The following is a 21,447-nucleotide window of genomic DNA, read 5'->3' as shown; positions in this document are numbered from 1 at the left end:
CATGGCGCTGGCCAAACGCATCATCCCTTGCCTGGACGTCGACAACGGTCGCGTGGTCAAGGGCGTCAAGTTCGAGAACATCCGTGACGCCGGCGACCCGGTGGAAATCGCCCGTCGCTACGATGAGCAGGGTGCCGACGAGATTACCTTTCTCGACATCACCGCCAGCGTCGACGGTCGTGACACCACGCTGCATACCGTCGAGCGCATGGCCAGCCAGGTGTTCATTCCGCTGACCGTGGGCGGTGGTGTGCGTACCGTGCAGGACATCCGCAACCTGCTCAATGCCGGTGCGGACAAGGTTTCGATCAACACCGCAGCCGTGTTCAACCCCGAGTTCGTGGGCGAAGCGGCGCAGCATTTCGGCTCGCAGTGCATCGTCGTCGCCATCGACGCGAAGAAGGTATCCGGCCCGGGCGAAACCCCGCGCTGGGAGATCTTCACCCACGGCGGGCGCAAGCCTACCGGGCTGGACGCGGTGGAGTGGGCGAAGAAGATGGAAGGCCTGGGCGCCGGTGAAATCCTCCTGACCAGCATGGATCAGGACGGCATGAAAAACGGCTTCGACCTGGGCGTGACCCGCGCCATCAGCGATGCCCTGGGGATTCCGGTGATCGCCTCTGGTGGCGTCGGCAACCTGCAGCATCTGGCCGATGGCATCCTCGAAGGTCACGCCAGTGCGGTGCTGGCGGCGAGTATTTTCCACTTCGGCGAGTACACGGTTCCCGAGGCCAAGGCGTACATGGCCCAGCGCGGAATAGTTGTGCGATAGCCACTGGACAGCATGGCGGGCTCACGGCACTCTTGAGCACGCCATGGATTCCGGTAGCCCGTCATGTTCAAACGTCTGCTCCTTGTTCTTGCCAGCGCTACGCTCCTGCTTTCAGCGGCCTCTCGTGCCGCCGACACGTCCGATACCTCCCTGGTGTTGCTGACGGAAAACTTCCCCCCCTACAACATGGCCAAGAACGGCAAGAACTTCGCCCAGGGCGATAACATCAACGGCATCGCCGTGGATATCGTGCGGGAAATGTTCAAGCGCGCCGGGATCAATTACAGCCTCACCCTGCGTTTCCCCTGGGAGCGGATCTACAAGCTGGCCCTGGAGCAACCGGGTTACGGCGTGTTTGTCATGGCGCGCCTGCCGGACCGGGAGCAGCTGTTCAAGTGGGTCGGCCCGATCGGCCCGGATGACTGGATCATGCTGGCCAAGGCCGACAGCAAAATCGCCCTGGAGAACCTGGAGCAGGCGCGTCAGTACAAGATCGGCGCCTACAAGGGCGACGCCATCGCCGAGACCCTGGCCAAGCAGGGCCTGGCGCCGCTGGTGGTGTTGCGTGACCAGGACAACGCGAAGAAGCTGCTCAACGGCCAGATCGACCTCTGGGCCACCGGCGACCCGGCCGGGCGCTACCTGGCCAGGCAGGAAGGCATCACCGGTCTCAAGACCGTGCTGCGTTTCAACAGCGCTCAGTTGTACATGGCCCTGAACAAAGACGTCCCCGACGAAATCGTCACCAGACTCCAAGCCGCCCTGGATCAGCTGCGCAAAGAAGGCGTGGTCGACGAAATCATGGGGCGTTATCTCTAGAGCAGTTGCCCTACCTGTACTTGCCGTTCTTGCCGTGAGCTGCTGTGGCCTGGTTGCTGCGCACGCTGATCATCAATTTGATATCGATCCACTCGATGCCCTGGGCCTTGAGCTTGGGCAGCTCGCGTTCGAGTACGGCCAGGGTCTGTGGATAAGGGTGGCCGATCATCACCGCCGAGCCCTGCTTGTGCGCCAGGTTGATGGCGGTTTGCAGTTGCCCGGCAATAGCGGCTTCGGTGCGCTCGTCGTCGAGGAATACATCCCGTGAAACACTGGCCAGGCCGATTTTCTGGGCCTCGGCGGCGGCGACGGTCTGCGCGCTGGTGCGGCTGTCGACGAAGAACTTGTGGCGGCGCTGCAACTCAGCCATCAACCAGGCCATGGCCTGCGGCTGAGCGGTCATGCGACTGCCCATATGGTTGTTGATACCGCTGGTGTAGGGCACGGCCTTGAATGCCGCATCGAGACGCTTTTGCAGTTCTTCGATGGGCAGCTCGGGGTGCCAGGCAAAAGGTCCGGTGGCAGGGTCCATGGGCATGTGCAGGATGACGATCTTGCCGGCGCGATGGGCTTCGCGGGCGAATTCGGCGGCGTGGGGAGTGTCGGGCATGATCGCGGTGGTCACCGGCCCTGGCAGGGCCAGCACGCGGCGATCCCGGGGCAGGTTTTGCCCAAGGTCATCGATGATCAGGGTCAGGTAGGCCTTGCGCGGCACCCGGGAGGTTTCAGCCGCCTGGGCCGGGATCACATTCAGAAGACACAACAGGGCGACCAGAAGCCCCCACGACAACCTTGAAACGGGTTGGCGCTGGCGGGTCAGGGGGATGCGTAACATGGGATTGGGCTGCGGCCTTTGCACGGGTGGTGAGGCGCCTTCGCCGGCGAGGGGCGTGCCCCTCGGGCTCCCGCAGAATGCGCGGGAGCCGCTTTACCGGCGATGGGTTTGACGGTCAGCGACCGCGGGTGATGCTCAAGCCCTTGAGCAGGCTCAACGCCTGGGCCAGCTGGTAATCGTCGTCCTGCGGCATCGGCTTGGCCTTGCTCGCCGAACCGCTCGGCTTGTCGGCGCCGCCGTTGCCATTGCCCAGGTGGCCCTGGAGATCGGCTTCCTTGAAGTATTCGCCGTCCTGGGACTCGCTGGTGATCTTGGCGCGACGCACCTCGATGTCCGGCACGATGCCCTGGGCCTGGATCGAGCGCCCATTGGGGGTGAAGTACAGCGCGGTGGTGATCTTCAGCGCGCGGTCGTTGTTCAGGGGCAGCACGGTTTGCACCGAACCCTTGCCGAAGCTGGTGGTGCCCATCAGCACCGCGCGTTTCTGGTCTTGCAGGGCGCCGGCGACGATTTCCGAGGCCGAGGCGCTGCCGCCGTTGATCAGCACCACCATCGGCACGGCTTCGCTTTCGTCCTTGCCGGTGGCCGAGAAGCGCAGCTCGGAGTTGGCGATACGGCCCTTGGTGTAGACGATCAGGCCCTTGGTGATGAAGTGGTCGACCACTTCCACCGCCGATTGCAGCACGCCACCCGGGTTGTTACGCAGGTCGAGAATGATCCCGCTGAGTTTCTTGCCGTTGTCCTTGCGCAGCTTGGCCAGGGCCTTGGAGACTTCTTCGCCGGTCTTGACCTGGAACTGGGTGATGCGGATGTAGCCGTAGCCCGACTCCAGCAACTGGCTCTTCACGCTTTTGACCTGGATCGTGGCGCGCGCCAGGGTCACGTCGAAAGGTGTACCGCCGTCGCGGACCAGGGTCAGGGTGATCTTCTGCCCGAGTTTGCCGCGCATCTTGTCCACGGCTTCGGTCATGGTCTGGCCACGGGTCGGCTGGCCGTTGATCTTGACGATCAGGTCGCCGGCCTGGATCCCGGCCTTGGACGCCGGGGTGTCGTCGATCGGCGATACCACTTTGATAAAGCCGTCTTCGGCGCCGACTTCGATGCCCAGGCCACCGAACTCACCGCTGGTGCTTTCCTGCAGCTCGGCAAAATCTTCCGGGCCCAGATAGGCGGAGTGTGGGTCGAGGTTGCTGAGCATGCCTTTGATGGCGTTTTCCAGCAGGGTCTTGTCGTCGACAGGTTCGACATACGCGGCCTTGATCCGGTCCATGACCTCGGCAAAGGTGCGCAGCTCTTCGAGCGGCAATGGCGCCTTGGTGGTCGCGGCGGCCGCCGATTGAGCAGTTTCGGCGGCGAACGCCAGCGGCGCGCCGATCACCAGAGCGATCGTCAGGGCCAGCGAGGTGAGGCGGGACAAATGCAGCATGTCGAACGAACTCCTAAATTAGGTAACGGCGCTTATCCTTGCGCGCGGCACCATTGTGCCGGGTCGCTGGGGCGGCCCTGCTGACGAATAGCGAAGTACAGCGCAGGTGTGTCTTGTCCGCCACTATTACCGACCGTGGAAATGGACTCACCGGCTTTGACAATGTCGCCAGCTTCTTTAAGCAATGTCTGGTTGTGTCCGTAGAGGCTGAGGTAACCGTTGCCGTGGTCGAGGATCACCAGCAAGCCGGCGCCGCGCAACCAGTCGGCAAACACCACGCGACCACCATGTACGGCGTGTACCTGACTGCCGGCACTGGCGCTGATCATCACCCCGTCCCACTTGGTACGGGCGTCGTCGCCACGGGATTCACCAAAGCGTGCAAGCAGTCGACCATCAACAGGCCATGGAAGTTTTCCCCGGGCTGAAGCAAAAGGCCCGCCGAAGGATGCGCCTGAACTTGAAACCAGGGGGCCTGGCGCTGATCTGGTCGGTTTGCGTGGGGCATCGCTGGCGTCTGCTTGGGCCTCACGTAAACGCTTTTTTTCGGCTTCCTGCTGGGCGATCAGCGCTTTCTGTCGCGCTTCTTCTGCCTCTCGAGCCTGGCGAGCCAGGGTTTCCTCGATGGTTTTCAGGACTTTCGACAGGTCGGCCTGGTCTTGCTCGCGGGCTTGCAGCTTCTGGTCGCGGGCCTTCACATCGTCGTTGAGCTTGGCCAGGACCTGCTGGCGTTCCTTGCGGACTTTGTCGAGTTCTTCGCGCTGGCTGTCGAGGCTGCTTTTCTGCACCAGCAACTGGGCCTGTTGCAGGGAGATGTCTTTTTCGACATTGGCCAGTTGGCGCAGGGTTTCGTTGAAGTTCTTCAACTGCTCCAGGCGTGCCTGGCTCAGGTAGTCGTAATAGGTCAGGGTGCGGGCGAATTTTTCCGGATTCTGCTGGTTGAGCAACAGCTTGAGGTATTCCTGGCGACCGTTCTGGTAGGCCGCACGGGCCTGGATCGCGATCAGTCGTTGCTGTTCAGTGCGCGCGCTCTGGAGTTTTTTTTTCTCCTCATCGAGTCGCTGCAGCTCGGTCTCGCTTTTCTTCAGCTCTTTTTGCAGGGTTTCGACCTGCTTTTCCAGCTTGCCCATCTCGGTTTCAGTGCCGCGCAGGTCTTTTTGCACGCCGGATTTTTCTTCCTGCAGCTTGCCCAGCAGCTTTTTCAGCTCGGTAATGTCCTGACGCGTGGCGTCCAACTGTTGTTGGGTTTGCGCGCGCTCATCGGCAAACGCCGGTTGGAGCAGGCAGATCAGAGCAAGGGCAATCAGCGAGCGAAGCATAGAGGCGGGCGACACCAGGGAAAGGGACGGCCTAGTATGCCCGCCCATCGCAGCAAAAAAAACGCCTCAAAGCCAACTGCTTTGAGGCGTTCGTCATAAAAAGCCGTTTCCGGCCGGTTTTGGGCCTTTTGCTATCAAACCAGGATCGATTTGCCGGTCATCTCTTCAGGCTGCTTGAGGCCCAGCAGCTTGAGCATGGTCGGCGCGACGTCGGCCAGGACCCCGCCTTCGCGCACTTTCAGTGCACGTTTGCCGACATAAATGAACGGCACCGGCTCGGTGGTGTGGGCGGTGTGCGCCTGGCCGGTGGATTCGTCGGACATTTGCTCGACGTTGCCATGATCGGCGGTGATCAGGGCTTCGCCGCCGACCTTCTCCAGGGCGTCGACAATCCGCCCCACACACAGGTCCAGGCATTCCACGGCCTTGACCGCCGCGTCGAACACGCCGCTGTGGCCGACCATGTCGCCGTTGGCGTAGTTGACGATGATCACGTCATAGCGCTGGTGTTCGATGGCGTCGACGATCTTGTCGGTGACTTCCGGGGCGCTCATTTCCGGCTGCAGGTCATAGGTGGCGACCTTGGGCGACGGGATCAGGATGCGTTCTTCGCCGGGGAAGGGCTCTTCACGGCCGCCGGAGAAGAAGAAGGTCACGTGGGCGTATTTTTCGGTTTCGGCGATGCGCAGCTGGGTCTTGCCGTTTTTCGCCAGGTAGTCGCCGAGGACGTTTTCCAGGCTGCCGGGAGCAAAGGCCGATGGCGCGGGGATGCTGGCGGCGTATTGGGTGAGCATGACGAAGCCGGCCAGTTTCGGCTGGCGGGCGCGCTCGAAGTCCTTGAAACCGTCCTCGACGAAGACCCGGGTCAACTCGCGGGCGCGGTCGGCGCGGAAGTTCATGAACACCACGGCGTCGCCGTCTTCGACCTTCACCGGCTCGCCCAGGGTGGTGGCCTTGACGAATTCGTCGCTTTCGCCACGCTCGTAAGCGGCCTGCAGGCCTGCCTGGGCATCGGCGGCGTTGAATTCAGCCTGACCGTCGACGATCAGGTTGTAGGCCTGGGCCACGCGGTCCCAGCGATTGTCGCGGTCCATGGCGAAGTAGCGCCCGATCAGGCTGGCGATACGGCCCTTGCCCAGGGTCTTGAAGGATTCATCCAGCAGTTCGATGGACGACTGGGCGCTTTTAGGCGGGGTGTCGCGGCCATCGAGGAAGGCGTGCAGGTAGATTTTTTCGGCGCCACGCTTGAACGCCAGCTCGGCCATGGCCACCAGGTGGTCCTGGTGGCTGTGCACGCCGCCGTCGGACAGCAGGCCGAGGATGTGCACGGCCTTGCCCGCCGCCACGGCTTTATCGACGGTGGCGCAGAGGGTCGGGTTCTCGAAAAAGTCGCCGTCGCGGATCGATTTGGTCACCCGGGTGAAGTCCTGGTACACCACGCGCCCGGCGCCGAGGTTCATGTGGCCGACTTCGGAGTTGCCCATTTGCCCGTCCGGCAGGCCGACATCCATGCCCGAACCCGAGATCAGGCCGTTCGGCATGCTGGCGCACAAGCGGTCCAGGACCGGCTTCTTGGCCGAATAGACGGCGTTGGATTCGTGGCTCTCGCTGTGACCGAAGCCATCCAGAATCATCAGGACCAAAGGTTTAGGCGTGGTAGTCATAGATTCCACTCGTGGCTGGATTGGGGGAGGTGTTTAAAAAGGGAGTGGCAGTTTAAAGCTAAGTTCCGGTGCCGTCACCGCCGGGCGGGGTTTGGCCGACCTTGACGGCTGTGTATACTGGCCGACATTTTAACGCCCTGGAACCTCCTTGATGGTTGCTCACCTGATTCAATTCGCCACTGATCACTACTTGCTCGTCGGCGCCTTCGTCATCTTGTTGGCTCTGTTGATCGCCCATGAGTTGAGCCGCGGCGGCCGCAGCCTCAGCACCCGCGAGCTGACCGCACTGGTCAACAGCGAGCAGGGCGTAGTGATCGATATCCGTCCATCCAAGGACTTCGCCGCAGGCCACATCGTGGGCGCGCTGAACATTCCCCAGGACAAACTGATGGCTCGCATCGGCGAGCTGGAAAAACACAAGGCCAAGACCCTCATCCTGGTCGACGCCCAAGGCCAGCATTCAGGCATTCACGCTCGCGAACTGCTGAAGGCCGGCTTTACCGCCGCCAAGTTGTCCGGTGGCATCGGCAGCTGGAAAGCCGACAATCTGCCGTTGGTGAAGTGATATGGCCGCTGTCGTCGTCTACTCAAGTGATTACTGCCCTTACTGCTCGCGGGCCAAGCACCTGCTCGAGAACAAAGGCGTAGCCTTCGAAGAGATCAAGGTCGATGGCAAGCCCCAGGTGCGCGCCGAAATGGCCCAGAAGGCCGGACGCACGTCCGTGCCACAGATCTGGATCGGCAGCACCCATGTGGGCGGTTGTGATGATTTGTTCGCCCTGGAGCGCGCCGGCAAGCTCGACGCGCTGCTTAAGGCTTGACCGAACCCCCCAAAATAGTCGAACCCTCTAGTAGCCCCGAGATCAAGAAGGATCCGAGATGACTGACCAACAGAACACCGCCGCTACCGAAGACGAAAGCGCTCCACAATTTTCCCTGCAGCGCATTTACGTGCGTGACCTGTCCTTTGAAGCTCCGAAAAGCCCGGCAATCTTCCGCCAGCAGTGGGAGCCAAGCGTCGGTCTGGACCTGAACACCCGCCAAAAACCACTGGAAGGCGACTTCCATGAAGTGGTCCTGACCCTGTCGGTGACCGTGAAAAACGGTGAAGAAGTGGCATTCATCGCTGAAGTGCAACAGGCCGGGATCTTCCTGATCAAGAACCTGGACGAGGCTTCCATGAGCCACACCCTGGGTGCCTTCTGCCCGAACATCCTGTTCCCGTACGCTCGTGAAGCGCTGGACAGCCTGGTGACCCGTGGTTCGTTCCCGGCACTGATGCTGGCGCCGGTGAACTTCGACGCGCTGTACGCCCAGGAGCTGCAGCGCATGCAGTCGGCTGGCGAAAACACCGTCCAGTAAACCGCACGTGCAGTACGAAAAAAGCGCCGTTCAAGGCGCTTTTTTCATGTTCGGCCCAGCCATTTCCAGCGATCACCTTCAGCCGCTGCCGAGCCCGCGGGGCTGCGCTGGCCGGTGAGCTCGCCGTCGGTTGCGATCTGCGGCTGGAGCGTTTAGCAGTCTTGCGCCAGCGGCTGAAACTTACTTGAAACCCAGCTGCCGCCAGCCTTCATAGACGGCGACGGCTACGGTGTTGGACAGGTTCAGGCTGCGGCACCCTTCGCGCATCGGCAGGCGCAGGCGCTGCTCGCCGGGCAGGGCGTCCAGCACTTCGGCGGGCAGGCCGCGGCTTTCCGGGCCGAACAAAAAGGCATCGCCCTCGGCAAAGCTGGCATCGTGGAACGGCCGCGAGCCCTTGGTGGTGAAGGCGAACAAGCGTGGCTGGCCGAGACTTTCCAAGCAACTGGCGAGGTCGGCATGGCGTTGCAGGGTGGCGTATTCGTGATAGTCGAGGCCGGCACGGCGCAGGCGCTTGTCGTCCATGTCGAAACCCAGCGGTTCGATCAAATGCAGGTGGCAGCCACTGTTGGCGCACAGCCTGATAACGTTGCCGGTATTCGGCGGAATTTCTGGTTGAAAGAGGATGACGTGAAACATGCACGGCTCCGAAGAGAAAGACAGGCTGCATTCTACGCCTGAAGAAGACCCCAGGCCGAAGCTAATGCTGCGGGTGTTCGGCTCGTTGGCGATTGTCGGTTTGATGGTGGGGCTGATGATCGGCCGGCTGACGACCCCCGAGCCCACGCTGCTGCAGCAAGTGGAGGTGCAGCCCGATGGCCTGGTGGTGTGGTTCAGTCAGGAACCCAAGGTGCATGGCGAGCATATCGACGGCACCGTGGCGCTGCTGTTCGATGCCCAGGGGACGGCGCAGAACGGTCGGCTGAAGGTCAATGACAAGGATGTGAATTGGCGGGTCAGGGCGGCGGATGCGGGGTTGCTGCTGAACCTGGTGGCGGCGCGACCGCTGCACGGCGAGTGGGCCGGGACCAAGGTCGACGGGCGCTGGAAGCTGCAGATCCATCTGCGGGAGGAATAAAAGAGGGAATCCCCGGCCTGCCTGTACCAAGGTTCCCGAAACGGGTTGGACTCGTCGCTGTGAGCGTGATGAGCCCGGTGTAAAAGAGGGAATCCCCGGCCTGCCTGTACCAAGGTTCCCGAAACGGGTTGGGCTCGTCGCCGTGAGCGTGATGAGCCCGGTGTAAAAGAGGGAATCCCCGGCCTGCCTGTACCAAGGTTCCCGAAACGGGTTGGGCTCGTCGCTGTGAGCGTGATGAGCCCGGTGTAAAAGAGGGAATCCCCGGCCTGCCTGTACCAAGGTTCCCAAAACGGGTGGGCTCGTCGCTGTGAGCGTGATGAGCCCTGGTGTTAAAGAGGGAATCCCCGGCCTGCCTGTACCAAGGTTCCCGAAACTGGGTCGTGCTTGGGGTATTGCAGGGGGCGTGCCAATGTTCGAAAAGAATGTGGTTGTTGCCGGTATCCATGGTTGAAAGCCCCGTAATACGGGGCTTTTACCTTTTCGAAAGGCCACTGTTCGAATCCGAACTCCGCGAGACTCAAGGCCCGCTCCGTGCCCGATCACGGGGCACCGCGCATTCAGGCAGTGCAAAAGTCGCCTTCCCTGGCCGCCAACATAAATGCCAAGCAGAACTCCCATGCCTGTAGCCGCTGCCAAGCCCGCGAGGCTGCGCTGGCCGGGGGATCGCTCATGGATGTCAGAGTGGTTCAGAAGTGTTTGGAAGGGCCAGCGGTCGAACGCGGCCCGAGCCTGCGGCAGCGGCTACACGAGTCTGTAGCCGCTGCCGCGCTGGCGAGGCAGCGATGGCTGGGAAGGTCGCCGAAGGGTGTCAGGTGGTTTTGCGGTGTATGCGCGGGCCAGTTCAGCCTTCCTCGCCTTCGTCATCGTCACCGCCGTCGACCTTCATCCCCAACTCCTTGATCTTGCGGGTCAAGGTGTTGCGGCCCCAGCCCAAGAGCACGGCGGCATCGCGCCGGCGGCCTGCGGTGTGCTTGAGGGCCGTCTCGATCATGATCCGCTCGAAGCTCGGCACGGCGCTGTCCAGCAGGCTCGACTGACCACGGGCCAAGGCCTGGTCGGCCCATTGGCGCAGCGCCTGTTCCCAGTTGGTCACTGGCGCCGAGTCCTGCGGCAGGCTCAGCAGCTCTGGCGGCAGGTCGCTGATGTGCACTTCACGCCCCGAAGCCATGACCGTGATCCAGCGGCAGGTATTCTCCAACTGGCGCACGTTGCCCGGCCACGGCAGATTTTTCAGGTATTCCTCTGTCTCGCTTTTCAGCAGCTTCGGCTCGACCGCGAGCTCCTGGGCGGCACGGCTGAGGAAGTGGCGGGCGAGGGTCGGGATGTCTTCGCGGCGATCGGACATCCGTGGAATATGGATGCGGATCACGTTCAGGCGGTGAAACAGATCCTCACGGAATTTGCCGGCGTGGACCAGGGTTTCCAGGTTCTGGTGGGTCGCGGCGATGATCCGCACATCGACCTTGACCGGCGTGTGCCCGCCGACCCGATAGAACTCGCCATCGGCCAGTACCCGCAACAGGCGGGTCTGGGTCTCGGCCGGCATGTCGCCGATCTCATCGAGAAACAGCGTGCCGCCATCGGCCTGTTCAAAGCGTCCGCGGCGCAGATTGGCTGCGCCGGTGAAGGCGCCTTTTTCATGGCCGAACAGCTCGGACTCCATCAAGTCCTTGGGAATCGCCGCCATGTTCAGCGCAATGAACGGCGACGCCGCACGCGGGCTGTGGCGATGCAGGGCGTGGGCCACCAGCTCTTTGCCAGTACCGGATTCGCCATTGATCAACACCGTGATGTTGGAGTGACTCAGGCGGCCAATGGCGCGAAACACTTCCTGCATCGCCGGCGCTTCGCCGATGATTTCCGGGGTCCGGGCCAGGGCGGGCACCACTTCCAGGCCTTGCTGCTCCTGGGCGTGCTGGTTGGCGCGCTTGACCAGGGACACTGCCTCATCCACATCGAACGGCTTGGGCAGGTACTCGAAGGCGCCTCCCTGATAGGACGCGACAGCGCTGTCCAGGTCCGAATGGGCGGTCATGATAATCACCGGCAAACGCGGGTGCTGCTCGCGGATCCGCGCCAACAGGTCCAGGCCGCTGGCACCGGGCATCCGGATATCGGAAATGATCACGTCCGGTTGCTGGCGCGCCAGGCGACTCATCACGCCATCGGCACTGTCGAAGCTCTGGGTGGTCATGCCTTCCTGCTGCAAGGCTTTTTCCAGGACCCAACGGATAGAACGGTCGTCATCGACGATCCACACGGTTTCACTACGGCTCATGTCGATGGGGCTCCTTGTTCCAGTGGCAGAAAGATCGAGAACGTGGTGTGGCCAGGATGGCTGTCACATTCGATCAGGCCCTGGTGCTGGCTGATGATGTTCTGGGTAATGGCCAGGCCCAGCCCGGTACCGTCCGGGCGGCCACTGACCATGGGGAAGAAGATGGTTTCCTGCAGGTCGGCAGGGATCCCGGGGCCGTTGTCGATGATCTCGATTTTGGTCACCAGACGATGGCGCACGTGGCCGATGGTGAACTGGCGCATGGCCCGGGTGCGCAGGCTGATGCGCCCCAGGCGCAGTTCATTCTGGCTGCTGATGGCCTGCATCGCGTTGCGCACGATGTTGAGCACCGCCTGGATCATCTGCTCGCGGTCGATCAACACATCGGGAATGCTTGGGTCGTAGTCGCGCACCAAGGTGATGCAGCCCTGGCTCTCGGCTTCCACCAGGCTGCCGACCCGCTCCAGCACTTCATGCACATTGCACATGGCCAGGGACGGCAGCTTGTTCGAGCCGAGCATGCGGTCCACCAGGTTTCGCAGGCGGTCGGCTTCTTCAATGATGACGTTGGTGTAGTCCTTGAGGCTTTCTTCCGGCAGCTCCCGGGCCAGCAACTGGGCGGCGCCGCGAATCCCGCCGAGGGGGTTCTTGATTTCATGGGCCAGGCCGCGCACCAGCATCTTGCTGGTTTCCTGCTTGGACAACTGGGCCTCTTCCTTGGTGATGCGCAGCAGCCGGTCCCGAGGGTGGACCTCCAGCAGCAGCAAGGTGTCGCCGTTACTCAGAATCGGCGTCACCGCGTAATCCACGGTCAGGGTCTGGCCGGTCAGCGCGGTGAGCATGGCTTCACGCTTGGTGAAGGGATGAGCCTGCTCCACGGCCTGGCGCAAGGAGCTCAGTGCTTCGGCCGACTCGGTGAACAACTCACTGATAAATTGCCCGTGGCTGCGTTGTCCGCTGATGGCCAGGAGCATTTCCGCGGCCGGGTTCATGTACTCAAGGCGCAGGTCGGCGTTGAGCAGAATGGTCGCGGTGGTCAGGTTGTCGAGTAGCAAGCGGTGCAATTGGTCGCTGATGGTCATTAGGACCTCTTTTGGAGCAAAACACTTCGGGGCCGATCCCGGAGTGCGCGCGCGGGTAAAGCGCTGAGTGAGGAAAATGCAAAAACCAAACCAAGGCTCCGAAAAGAAGCGTCAAAGCCCTGAAACAGCTGTTTGAAGCTCGATTGCGTGGCGCTTGGCCAGCTTTGGCGGGTATTTTCGAACCAAAATGGGCCGGGTAATGGGTATCGGGGCGTGCGTGCGCACCAATATAGTGCGCTTCCTGAACGAGTGCTCTAAAGAATAGCCGCTGCCCGTGGCGACGCGATCGGCGCTGCGTTTTTGTGCGGCGCACCACGCACAAGGCCCGCTCGGGGCGGGCCTTGTTATTCAGTCAAAAGCGAACACTTCCTATGGGGGGGGAGCAAACTCCCGCGCCACCGGAGGCTGGTCGCTCGGTCAGCGGGCGGGCTGGGGCAATCCGCCCACGTCCTGATGTGCCGGGCGAGGACTGTCTGTCGGGGTGATGGTCGAAGTGCCGGCTTCGCGGGCCAGTTCATCGGCATCCTCCTGCTCGGCGGTCGACAGCTCGGCGGCGTTATGGCCGATGCGTTTGAGCAACAGCAGCATGCACACCAGCGACACCACGGCATAGCAGGCCGACGCGATGGCCACGCCGACGATGCTCCCGGTGCCGTTGAGGATGCTTTGCGCCAGTACCGGCGTGGCGCCGCCCACCAGCAACGAGCACAGCTGATAGGAAATCGACAGCCCGCTGTAGCGCACCCGGGTCGGGAAGGCACGGGCGAGGATACCGCCGACGGCACCGTAGAACATCGAGTGCGGCACGGTGGCCAGGCACATGCCGAGCACGGCGATCCAGTAAGTGCCGGTTTCCACCGCGAAGAACATCGCCGGCATCAGGAAAAATTCCGGCACCACCATCAGCACCACGGCCTTGCGCATGTCCATGCGTGACACCAGCACCGCGCCCAGGGGCTGGGTGATGAACTGCACCACCAGGGCGATGATGATCACGCTGAGAAACGTGCTTTGAGTGTAGCCCAGTTCCTTGGTTGCCCAGGACAGGGCAAAGGTGCTTTTGAAGTAGGTGACGTGGATGATCGGCAACACCCCGGCCCCCAGCAGCACGATTTTCCAGTGGCTGCGCAGAACCTCGAGGATCGGCAGCTTGACGGTCTTTTTCTGCTGGATCAGGCGCTTCATGTCGTCCGACTCTTCGAGCTTGAGGCGGATCACCATGCCGACGATGACCAGCGCCGCCGAGAGCAGGAACGGAATGCGCCAGCCCCAGAGCAGGAAGTCCGGCGCCGGCAGCGCACTGAGGGCAAAGAACACCAGGGTCGCCAGCAGGTTGCCGGCCGGTGAGCCTTGCTGAGCGAAGGCGGCGTAGAGAATGCCCTTGCCCTTGGGCGCGCTTTCACTGGCGATCAGCACCGCGCCGCCCCATTCACCGCCTACCGCGATGCCCTGGATGATGCGCAGCACCACCAGGGCGATTGGCGCCCAGATGCCGATCTGCAAGTAAGTGGGCAGCAGGCCGATGCAAGTGGTGGCGATGCCCATCATGATCAGGGTGATGACCAGGGTGGTCTTGCGCCCGATCTTGTCGCCCAGGTGGCCGAAGATGATGCCGCCGACGGGGCGTGCGACAAAACCGGCCCACAGGGTCAGGAACGACAGCAGGGTAGCGGTGCCTGGTGGCAGGTCGGCGGGGAAGAACACTTTGCCGAAGACCAGGGCGGCCGCGATCCCGTAGGCATAGAAGTCATACCATTCGATGGTGGTGCCGATGAATGAGGCAACGCCCGCTTTGCGGGCTTTTTTGTGGGCAGCAGCTTCCAGGGCGGGATTCATGTTCACTTCCTGCTTGTTGTTATTGTTATGTGCGCCCCGCGCCATTTTCTGCCGAAAATGTCGCGGACATTTCGCTGGGCGAATCGGCGCATGAGGTTCTTGCAAGGTCCGACTGCTCGGAGCCTATACAGGCAGGTATGAAAAAAATAATGATTAAAACTTATTGTTTGATACGTGATTTCGTATGGTCGCCCGGGCTCAGGGCTCCGCTGTTGCGGGTTGTTGCAGGGCCTTGAGCAGCGCCAGGAAACTCTCGGCGGCGGCCGCCGGTTTGTCGGCATGACGAATCGCATGGATCTCTGAAAGCGCGCCCTCGCCCTCGATCTCGCAGTAATGCACCCCTTGTTGCCGAGTCATGGCCAGGGTCTGCGGGACCAGCGCCACGCCCATTTCGTAAGCCACCATCGCCACCACGGTTTGCCAGAGCCGGGTCTCATGGCGGATGCGCGGGCTGAACCCGGCGGCCACGCAGCGGGCGATGATCAGGTCGTGGTAGTGCGGCGAGACGTTACGCGGAAACAGAATGAAATCATCACCGGCCAGTTGTGCCAGGTCGATCCGCTGTTGCTGCGCCAGGGGGTGTCGCTCGGGCAGGCAGCAGAGAAAGGGTTCGGCCAGCACCGGCTCGCAGTGGATGCTCGCGGCGAAGGTGTTGCCATGCACGAAGCCGATATCGATCTGGCCGCGTTGCAGGGCCTGGACCTGTTCGGCGCTGTTCATTTCCATCATCACCACTTCGGTGTCCGGGTGTTGCTGCTCGAAGCTCTTCACCGCCTGGGGCAGGCCGCGGTGCAGGATCGAGTTGACGAAACCGACACTCAGGCGCCCGACAAAACCCTGGGCCGAACGCTGGGTCAGGCGCCGCGCCTGCTCTGCGCGCAGCAGCAGGTAACGCGCCTCGTCGAGCAGCACCTGGCCGGCATTGGTCAAACTCACCGACTTGTTGTTGCGGATCAGCAGCTGGATATCCAGCTGGCTCTCGAGCTTTTTGATGTCGAAACTCAGCGCCGGTTGCGAGATGAACAGGCGAGTCGCGGCGCGCCCGAAATGCAGTTCTTCGGCCACGGCGACGAAGTAGCGCAACTGTTTGAGGTCCATGCTGATCCCCTGCTCTACGATTTGGTTTTCTTATCGTAGTGGAATGATTTTGTATTAGATACTTATCGATGGCGGTTCTAGTCTCGGCGTACAAGAACCAGGAGACGCCCCATGAACGTCGAGCCACACGCCACCGAAGACAGCCTGAACATCCCCGATAGCCGGGGCCTGAATCTATTCGAATGCGATGCCGGGCTGGCCGCGCTGCTCAAGGTTTACCTGCCGGCGCAGGTCTATGGGCAGTGGCTACCGACCTGGCAGCGCCTGGGGGCCAGGGCGGGTGGCGAACTGGACGTGCTGGCCCTGTCGGCCGACAAGAATCCCCCGGTACTGCGGCCCCGCACCCGACGAGGGGAAAACCTGCAAAGCATCGCCAAGCATCCCGACTTCGTTGAGCTGGAGCGTGTCGCCTATGCCGAACTGGGCCTGGCCGCCATGAGCCATCGCCCCGAGCCGGCGCTGCCGCTGGTGAAGTACGCGCTGACCTACCTGTTCGTGCAGGCGGAGTTCGGCCTGTGCTGCCCGGTGAGCATGACCGACTCCCTGACCCGCACATTGCGCAAGTTCGGTGCCCCGGAATTGGTGGAACGCTACCTGCCGCAGCTGGCGTCACAGGATTTTGACCAACTGTTCCAGGGCGCCATGTTCATGACCGAGCAGGCGGCCGGCTCCGATGTGTCGCGCACCGAAACCCGGGCGCGGCTTGAGAATGGCGAATGGCAGCTGTTTGGCGAAAAGTGGTTCTGTTCCAACCCGGATGCCGACCTGGCCATGGTTCTGGCCCGGCCAGACGATGCCCCGGCGGGCATGGCCGGGGTCACCCTGTTCCTGCTGCCCAGGCTGCGCCACGATGGTTCGCGCAACGCCTACCGGATCCAGCGCCTGAAGGACAAGTTGGGCAGCCGCTCGATGGCCAGTGGCGAGATCACCCTGGAAGGGGCCACCGCGTACCTGATCGGCGAAGTCGGCCGCGGTTTTCAGCAGATGGCCGACATGGTCAACATGTCGCGCCTGTCCAACGGGGTGCGTGCGGCGGGGTTGATGCGCCGTGGCCTCAACGAGGCGCTGTTTATCGCGCGCCAGCGCCGAGCCTTCGGCAAACACCTGATCGAAATGCCCCTGATGCAGCGCCAGTTGCTGAAGATGATGCTGCCCACCGAGCAGGCCCGCTCGATGTTCATGCAGATCGCCACGTTGCTGCCTCGGGCCGATGGCGGCGATGAAGCGGCGCGCAAGTGTGTGCGCATCCTCACCCCGATGATCAAGTTCCGCGCCTGTCGCGATGCGCGGCGGGTGACCGGCGATGCCATGGAGGTACGCGGCGGGGTTGGTTACATCGAAGAGTGGAGCGACGGGCGGCTGGTGCGCGATGCCCACCTGGGTTCGATCTGGGAAGGCACCAGCAACATTGTTGCGTTGGATATCGCCCGCGCCGTGACCCGCGAGCAAGCCCTGGAACCCTTGCAGAAAATGCTTGCGCAATTGCTGGCCGAAGCCGACTTGCCGGAGCCCAGCCGGCGCCTGTTCGAGGTGACCCTGCAGCGTACGGTCAGCCACTTCGACGAGGTGGCCCGGCAGCGTCAGGATGAACAGGTGCGCCAAGCCGGCAGCGCCCTGTATCACCTCGCCAGCGCGATTTTCATGGCCTGGGAAGCCTGTCGCCAGGCACCTGACTATCGCCGCCTGGCCTTGGCTCATCTGGTGCTGCAGCACAAGTTGCTGCCCCGCGACCCGCTGCGTTCGGCACCGGTGATCGACGCCGCGCTGCTGGCGAACCTGGCCAATGAGCGTCCGCTGTCGCTGGCTGAAGCCATGCAGTTGCTGCCTGCCTGAACGGCACTTCCCCTCTTTGCTGGAGAACACTGATGAACCCAACCCAAGGTGCCCTGGCGGGCCTGAAAGTCATTGACCTCAGCCGCGTGCTGGGCGGCCCTTACTGCTCCCAGGCACTGGCTGACCATGGCGCCGAAGTGATCAAGCTCGAACCATTGGGCGGCGACGAAACCCGTGGCTGGGGGCCGCCCTTCGAGGGTGACGATGCCTCGTACTTCAAGGGTGTGAACCGCAACAAGCAAGGGATCGCCGTTGACCTGTCGCGGCCCGAGGGCCTGGATCTGTTGATGCAACTGCTGGAAGGTGCCGACGTGCTGGTGGAGAACTTCAAGCCAGGCACCCTGCAGCGCTGGGGGATCGGTTATGCCGAGGTGCTGAGCCAGCGCTTCCCGGGGCTGATCCATTGCGCGATTTCCGGCTTTGGCGGCGATGGGCCCCTGGGCGGCTTGCCCGGCTACGACGCGGTGATCCAGGCGATGGCGGGCTTGATGAGCGTCAACGGCGAAGGCGATGGCGGGCCGTTGCGCATCGGACTGCCGATTGTGGACATGGTCACCGGCCTGAACGCCCTGGCCGGGATTCTGCTGGCGCTCAATGAACGTCACCGCAGCGGCCTTGGGCAGTCCCTGGACATCAGCCTCTACGATTGCGGCGTGTCGCTGCTGCACCCGCACCTGGCGAACTTCTTCGCCGCCGGCAAGACCCCGCAGCGCACCGGCAATGCCCACCCCAATATCGCGCCCTACGACAGCTATCGCACCGGCAGCGTGCCGATCTTCCTGGCTGTGGGCAACGACCGCCAGTTCGCCCGATTGTGCGAGCAACTGGGGGCGGGTGCCTTGCTCGATGACCCGCGTTTTGCCAGCAACGGCAGCCGTTCGGTCAACCGTGAGGCACTGAAGCAGGCGCTGGAGCACCACCTGCAAACCCATGACGGCGCGGCCTTGGCCCAGCAACTGATTGGCCTGGGGGTGCCCTGCGGTTCGATTGCCACCATCGACCAGGTGGTGGCCCACCCCCACACCCGGCACCGGGGCTTGCTGGTGCAGATCGACGAGTACCGCGGGGTCGGCTCGCCGGTGAAGCTGTCGCGCACCCCCGCCAGCTACCGCAGTGCACCGCCGGCCCTGGGCCAGGACACGCGCCAGGTTCTCGAAGGCCTGGGCCTGGATGCGCAGATGATCGCCGGCCTGTACGCCAGCGGCATCGTGCGCGGCTGAGCACGTCATGGCTGTTTCATTTTTCGGGAGCGCTTTATGAATGGCGAGTCGGTCTGCCTGAACACCTTGCAATGCATCGGCGTGGTCGGTGCCGGCGCCATGGGCCAGGGCATCACCCAGGTGCTGCTCCAGGCCGGGCTGACGGTGCAACTGTTCGACGCCCGTTCCGGTGCCGCCGATAGTGCCCGCGAACAACTGCACGTGCGCTTCGCCCGGTTGCAGGACAAGGCACGCATGAGCCCGGAGGCAGTGGTGCAGGCGCTGGGCAAGCTACAGGTCGTGGACAGCCTGCAAGCGCTGGGCGACTGCCAGTTGGTGATCGAGGCGATCGTCGAAAACCTGGAGGCCAAGCAGCAGCTGTTCCGGGAGCTGGAGCAGGTGCTGGACAGCAGCGCGCTGCTGGCGAGCAACACCTCGTCGCTGTCGATCACGGCCATCGCGGCGGCCTGTCGTAACCCGCAGCGGGTCGCGGGGCTGCACTTCTTCAACCCGGTGCCGCGTATGCGCCTGGTGGAAGTGATCGCCGGCCTGGAAACCGCGCCCGAGATCGCCGGGCAATTGCAGGCCCTGGTGCGGCACATTGGGCACCAGCCGGTGCTGGCCAAGGATTCCCCCGGTTTTATCGTCAACCATGCCGGCCGTGCGTTTGGCACCGAGGCCTTGCGTATTTTGAGCGAGGGCGTGGCGTCGGTGGCGCAGATCGATGCGCTGCTGCGTGACGGTGCCGGATTCGCCATGGGGCCCTTCGAACTGATGGACCTGGTGGGCCTGGATGTCAGCCTGCCGGTGATGGAATCGGTCTACCGGCAGTTCTACCAGGAGCCGCGCTACCGCCCCCATCCGCTGCTGCGCCAGATGCAGGCTGCTGGCCATCTGGGGCGCAAGAGTGGCCAGGGTTTCTACCGCTATGACGGCGTGCACGACACTCCGCAGCCATCCTCTGTATCAGCGCCACGTGGTATGCCGCCGGCGGTGTGGATGGCCGCCGATGACGAGCTGGGGCATGCGCGTCTGCTGGCCCTGCTCCAGCGCCTGGGGGTGGAGCCGCAAACCGGCCCTAGGCCATCCGGCGATGCGTTGTGCCTGCTGGCGCCCCTGGGCGATGACGCCACTGAGGCCGCCTTGCGTCATGGGGTCGACCCGGCGCGCACGGTGGCGAGCGATACCTTGTTCGGGCTCGATCACCAGCGCTGCCTGATGCTCACTCCCTGCACCCGGCCGGACATGCAGCAGGCTGCCCACGACTTGTTCAGTGCTGACGGTGGCCGGGTGACGCTGATCCACGACAGCTGCGGTTTTGTCCTGCAACGAACCCTGGCGTCGATCGTCAACCTGGCTTGCGACATCGCCCAGCAAGGCATTGCCTCAGTTGCCGATATCGATACCGCGGTGCGCCTGGGGCTCGGTTACCCCCAGGGGCCGCTGGCCTGGGGCGATCAATTGGGTGCCGAGCGGCTGTTACAGATTCTGCTGCGCATGCACGCCCTGACCGGCGAGCCGCGCTATCGCCCGAGTGGCTGGCTGCGGCGCCGGGTGCGCCTGGGCCTGTCGTTGTGTCAGGCGCCCGAGCCGCTGCTGGCTTGAGTGCTGTCGTCCACCTGCCATGAGAGTTGCGCCATGCTTGATGCCTACATTTACAGCGGTTTGCGTACCCCGTTCGGCCGCTATGCCGGTTGCCTGTCGCGGGTGCGCCCGGATGATCTGGTCGGGCCGTTGCTGGCCCGGTTGATGGAAACCTCGGGCTTGCCGATGGATGAGCTGGAGGAGGTGATTCTGGGCTGCACCAACCAGGCGGGCGAAGACAGCCGCAACCTGGCGCGCAATGCCTTGCTCAGCGCCGGCCTGCCTTGGTGCGTGCCCGGGCAGACGATCAACCGCCTGTGCGCCAGCGGCCTGTCGGCGGTGGTCGATGCGGCGCGTGCCATCACCTGTGGCGAGGGCCAGTTGTACCTGGCTGGCGGCGTCGAAAGCATGTCCCGTGCGCCCTTTGTCATGGCCAAGGCCGAGAGCGCGTTCAGCCGCTCGGCGGAGGTGGCGGACAGCACCCTCGGCGCGCGTTTCAGCAACCCGCGTCTGGTCCGGCTCTACGGCAACGACAGCATGCCGCAGACCGCTGACAACCTGGCGCGGCTGTTTTCCATCAGTCGCGAGCAGGCCGATATCTTTGCCGCGCTGTCCCAATCGCGTTACCAGTCGGCCCTGCAGGCCGGGCACCTGGACGACGAGATCCTGCCGGTCGAGGTGCCGGCGGGGCGCAAGGGCGAGGTGCTGCAGGTCAGCCACGACGAACATCCACGGCCGCAATCCGATTTCGAACGGCTGTCGAAAATGTCGCCCCTGGCTCCGGGCTCGGTGATCACTGCGGGTAATGCCTCGGGGATCAACGACGGTGCGGCGGTGCTGTTGCTCGGCAATCGCGCCATTGGCGAGGCGCATGGGGTGGCCCCGATGGCGCGGATTCTTTCGTCGGCCGCCGTCGGCGTGGAGCCGCGAATCATGGGGATCGGCCCGCATCAGGCCATCGAGCTGGCGTTGCACCGTGCCGGCCTGACCCTGGAGCAGGTCGACCTGATTGAAATCAACGAGGCATTCGCGGTGCAGGTGCTGGCCTGTCTCAAAGTCCTGGGCCTGCGCCATGACGACCCTCGGGTCAACCCGGGCGGCGGGGCCATTGCCATCGGTCATCCGCTGGGCGCATCCGGCGCTCGCCTGGTACTGAGTGCCTGCCGCACCTTGCAACGCTACAAGCTGCGCTATGCGGTGGTCAGCCTCTGCGTCGGGTTGGGCCAGGGTGTGGCCATGGTCATTGAGCGCGCCTGAGGCCCAGG

General features: G+C 63.3%; 19 protein-coding genes. 10 read left to right on the top strand and 9 right to left on the bottom strand.

All coding sequences use genetic code 11. From position 1 onward, the window contains the following. The first annotated feature begins 1 nt into the window (after nucleotide 1). Nucleotides 2–772, top strand: a complete 771-nt coding sequence (gene hisF / locus AC19YX_RS11450) for an imidazole glycerol phosphate synthase subunit HisF (RefSeq protein WP_020299543.1) — start codon at nucleotides 2–4, stop codon at nucleotides 770–772. Nucleotides 773–835: 63 nt separating this feature from the next. After that, on the top strand, nucleotides 836–1,591 hold the full coding sequence (locus AC19YX_RS11445) for a substrate-binding periplasmic protein (RefSeq protein ID WP_078469391.1): 756 nt from the start codon (nucleotides 836–838) through the stop codon (nucleotides 1,589–1,591). A gap of 10 nt (nucleotides 1,592–1,601) precedes the next feature. Here the strand turns inward: AC19YX_RS11445 and AC19YX_RS11440 are convergent, their stop codons facing one another. The 4 genes from AC19YX_RS11440 to gpmI form a co-directional block, all read right to left on the bottom strand. Next, nucleotides 1,602–2,426, bottom strand: coding sequence for a divergent polysaccharide deacetylase family protein (locus AC19YX_RS11440; protein ID WP_500606271.1), 825 nt, complete (start codon nucleotides 2,424–2,426; stop codon nucleotides 1,602–1,604). Nucleotides 2,427–2,541: 115 nt separating this feature from the next. Continuing rightward, complete coding sequence (locus AC19YX_RS11435) at nucleotides 2,542–3,852, bottom strand: S41 family peptidase (RefSeq protein WP_020299540.1); 1,311 nt, start codon at nucleotides 3,850–3,852, stop codon at nucleotides 2,542–2,544. A 32-nt stretch (nucleotides 3,853–3,884) separates the two neighbouring features. Then, nucleotides 3,885–5,171, bottom strand: coding sequence for a murein hydrolase activator EnvC family protein (locus AC19YX_RS11430; protein WP_020299539.1), 1,287 nt, complete (start codon nucleotides 5,169–5,171; stop codon nucleotides 3,885–3,887). Between the two features lie 134 nt (nucleotides 5,172–5,305). Beyond that, nucleotides 5,306–6,835, bottom strand: a complete 1,530-nt coding sequence (gpmI, locus tag AC19YX_RS11425; protein WP_078469393.1) for a 2,3-bisphosphoglycerate-independent phosphoglycerate mutase — start codon at nucleotides 6,833–6,835, stop codon at nucleotides 5,306–5,308. Between the two features lie 151 nt (nucleotides 6,836–6,986). Between gpmI and AC19YX_RS11420 the strand changes: the two genes are divergently transcribed. From AC19YX_RS11420 to secB, 3 genes are read left to right on the top strand one after another with little or no spacing between them, the layout of a single operon-like run. After that, on the top strand, nucleotides 6,987–7,400 hold the full coding sequence (locus AC19YX_RS11420; RefSeq protein WP_078469394.1) for a rhodanese-like domain-containing protein: 414 nt from the start codon (nucleotides 6,987–6,989) through the stop codon (nucleotides 7,398–7,400). A 1-nt stretch (nucleotide 7,401) separates the two neighbouring features. After that, nucleotides 7,402–7,656: a glutaredoxin 3 gene (gene grxC, locus AC19YX_RS11415; protein ID WP_020299536.1), complete on the top strand. Its 255-nt coding sequence runs from the start codon at nucleotides 7,402–7,404 to the stop codon at nucleotides 7,654–7,656. A 58-nt stretch (nucleotides 7,657–7,714) separates the two neighbouring features. Then, entirely contained in the window at nucleotides 7,715–8,197 is a 483-nt protein-coding gene (secB, locus tag AC19YX_RS11410) for a protein-export chaperone SecB (RefSeq protein ID WP_020299535.1), read from the top strand. Between the two features lie 180 nt (nucleotides 8,198–8,377). On the opposite strand, the gene AC19YX_RS11405 is transcribed toward secB, so the two are convergent. Beyond that, the gene (locus AC19YX_RS11405) at nucleotides 8,378–8,833 is read right to left on the bottom strand and encodes a tRNA (cytidine(34)-2'-O)-methyltransferase (RefSeq protein ID WP_078469395.1); all 456 of its coding nucleotides are present in this window, start codon (nucleotides 8,831–8,833) and stop codon (nucleotides 8,378–8,380) included. On the opposite strand from AC19YX_RS11405, the gene AC19YX_RS11400 reads away from it, so the two are divergent. Further along, a complete protein-coding gene (locus AC19YX_RS11400; RefSeq protein WP_201129074.1) occupies nucleotides 8,832–9,272 on the top strand; it encodes a hypothetical protein in 441 nt (146 codons plus the stop codon). The genes AC19YX_RS11405 and AC19YX_RS11400 overlap by 2 nt on opposite strands. Before the next feature lie 841 nt (nucleotides 9,273–10,113). Here the strand turns inward: AC19YX_RS11400 and ntrC are convergent. The 4 genes from ntrC to AC19YX_RS11380 all read right to left on the bottom strand — a co-directional run bounded on the left by ntrC (nucleotide 10,114) and on the right by AC19YX_RS11380 (nucleotide 15,566). Then, entirely contained in the window at nucleotides 10,114–11,550 is a 1,437-nt protein-coding gene (gene ntrC, locus AC19YX_RS11395; protein ID WP_020299532.1) for a nitrogen regulation protein NR(I), read from the bottom strand. Further along, a complete protein-coding gene (glnL, locus tag AC19YX_RS11390; RefSeq protein WP_500606270.1) occupies nucleotides 11,547–12,632 on the bottom strand; it encodes a nitrogen regulation protein NR(II) in 1,086 nt (361 codons plus the stop codon). The genes ntrC and glnL overlap by 4 nt, the downstream gene beginning before the upstream one ends. A 417-nt stretch (nucleotides 12,633–13,049) precedes the next feature. Beyond that, nucleotides 13,050–14,468: an MFS transporter gene (locus AC19YX_RS11385; protein ID WP_500606269.1), complete on the bottom strand. Its 1,419-nt coding sequence runs from the start codon at nucleotides 14,466–14,468 to the stop codon at nucleotides 13,050–13,052. 198 nt (nucleotides 14,469–14,666) lie between these two features. Further along, complete coding sequence (locus tag AC19YX_RS11380) at nucleotides 14,667–15,566, bottom strand: LysR substrate-binding domain-containing protein (protein ID WP_500606268.1); 900 nt, start codon at nucleotides 15,564–15,566, stop codon at nucleotides 14,667–14,669. 111 nt (nucleotides 15,567–15,677) lie between these two features. On the opposite strand from AC19YX_RS11380, the gene AC19YX_RS11375 reads away from it, so the two are divergent. Genes AC19YX_RS11375 through AC19YX_RS11360 form a run of 4 tightly spaced genes read left to right on the top strand, consistent with a single transcriptional unit; the run spans nucleotide 15,678 to nucleotide 21,439 of the window. Further along, nucleotides 15,678–17,399 carry an acyl-CoA dehydrogenase family protein gene (locus AC19YX_RS11375; RefSeq protein ID WP_500606267.1) on the top strand — a complete coding sequence of 574 codons (1,722 nt, stop codon included), beginning with the start codon at nucleotides 15,678–15,680 and terminating at the stop codon, nucleotides 17,397–17,399. A 32-nt stretch (nucleotides 17,400–17,431) separates the two neighbouring features. Next, complete coding sequence (locus AC19YX_RS11370) at nucleotides 17,432–18,619, top strand: CaiB/BaiF CoA transferase family protein (RefSeq protein ID WP_500606266.1); 1,188 nt, start codon at nucleotides 17,432–17,434, stop codon at nucleotides 18,617–18,619. A 36-nt stretch (nucleotides 18,620–18,655) separates the two neighbouring features. Continuing rightward, complete coding sequence (locus tag AC19YX_RS11365; protein WP_500606265.1) at nucleotides 18,656–20,203, top strand: 3-hydroxyacyl-CoA dehydrogenase; 1,548 nt, start codon at nucleotides 18,656–18,658, stop codon at nucleotides 20,201–20,203. Between the two features lie 33 nt (nucleotides 20,204–20,236). Then, on the top strand, nucleotides 20,237–21,439 hold the full coding sequence (locus AC19YX_RS11360; RefSeq protein WP_078469402.1) for a 3-oxoadipyl-CoA thiolase: 1,203 nt from the start codon (nucleotides 20,237–20,239) through the stop codon (nucleotides 21,437–21,439). Nucleotides 21,440–21,447: the final 8 nt, after the last annotated feature.

The organism is Pseudomonas sp. MF09150 (assembly GCF_059862355.1).
This window is presented reverse-complemented; position numbering and strand designations above follow the sequence as displayed.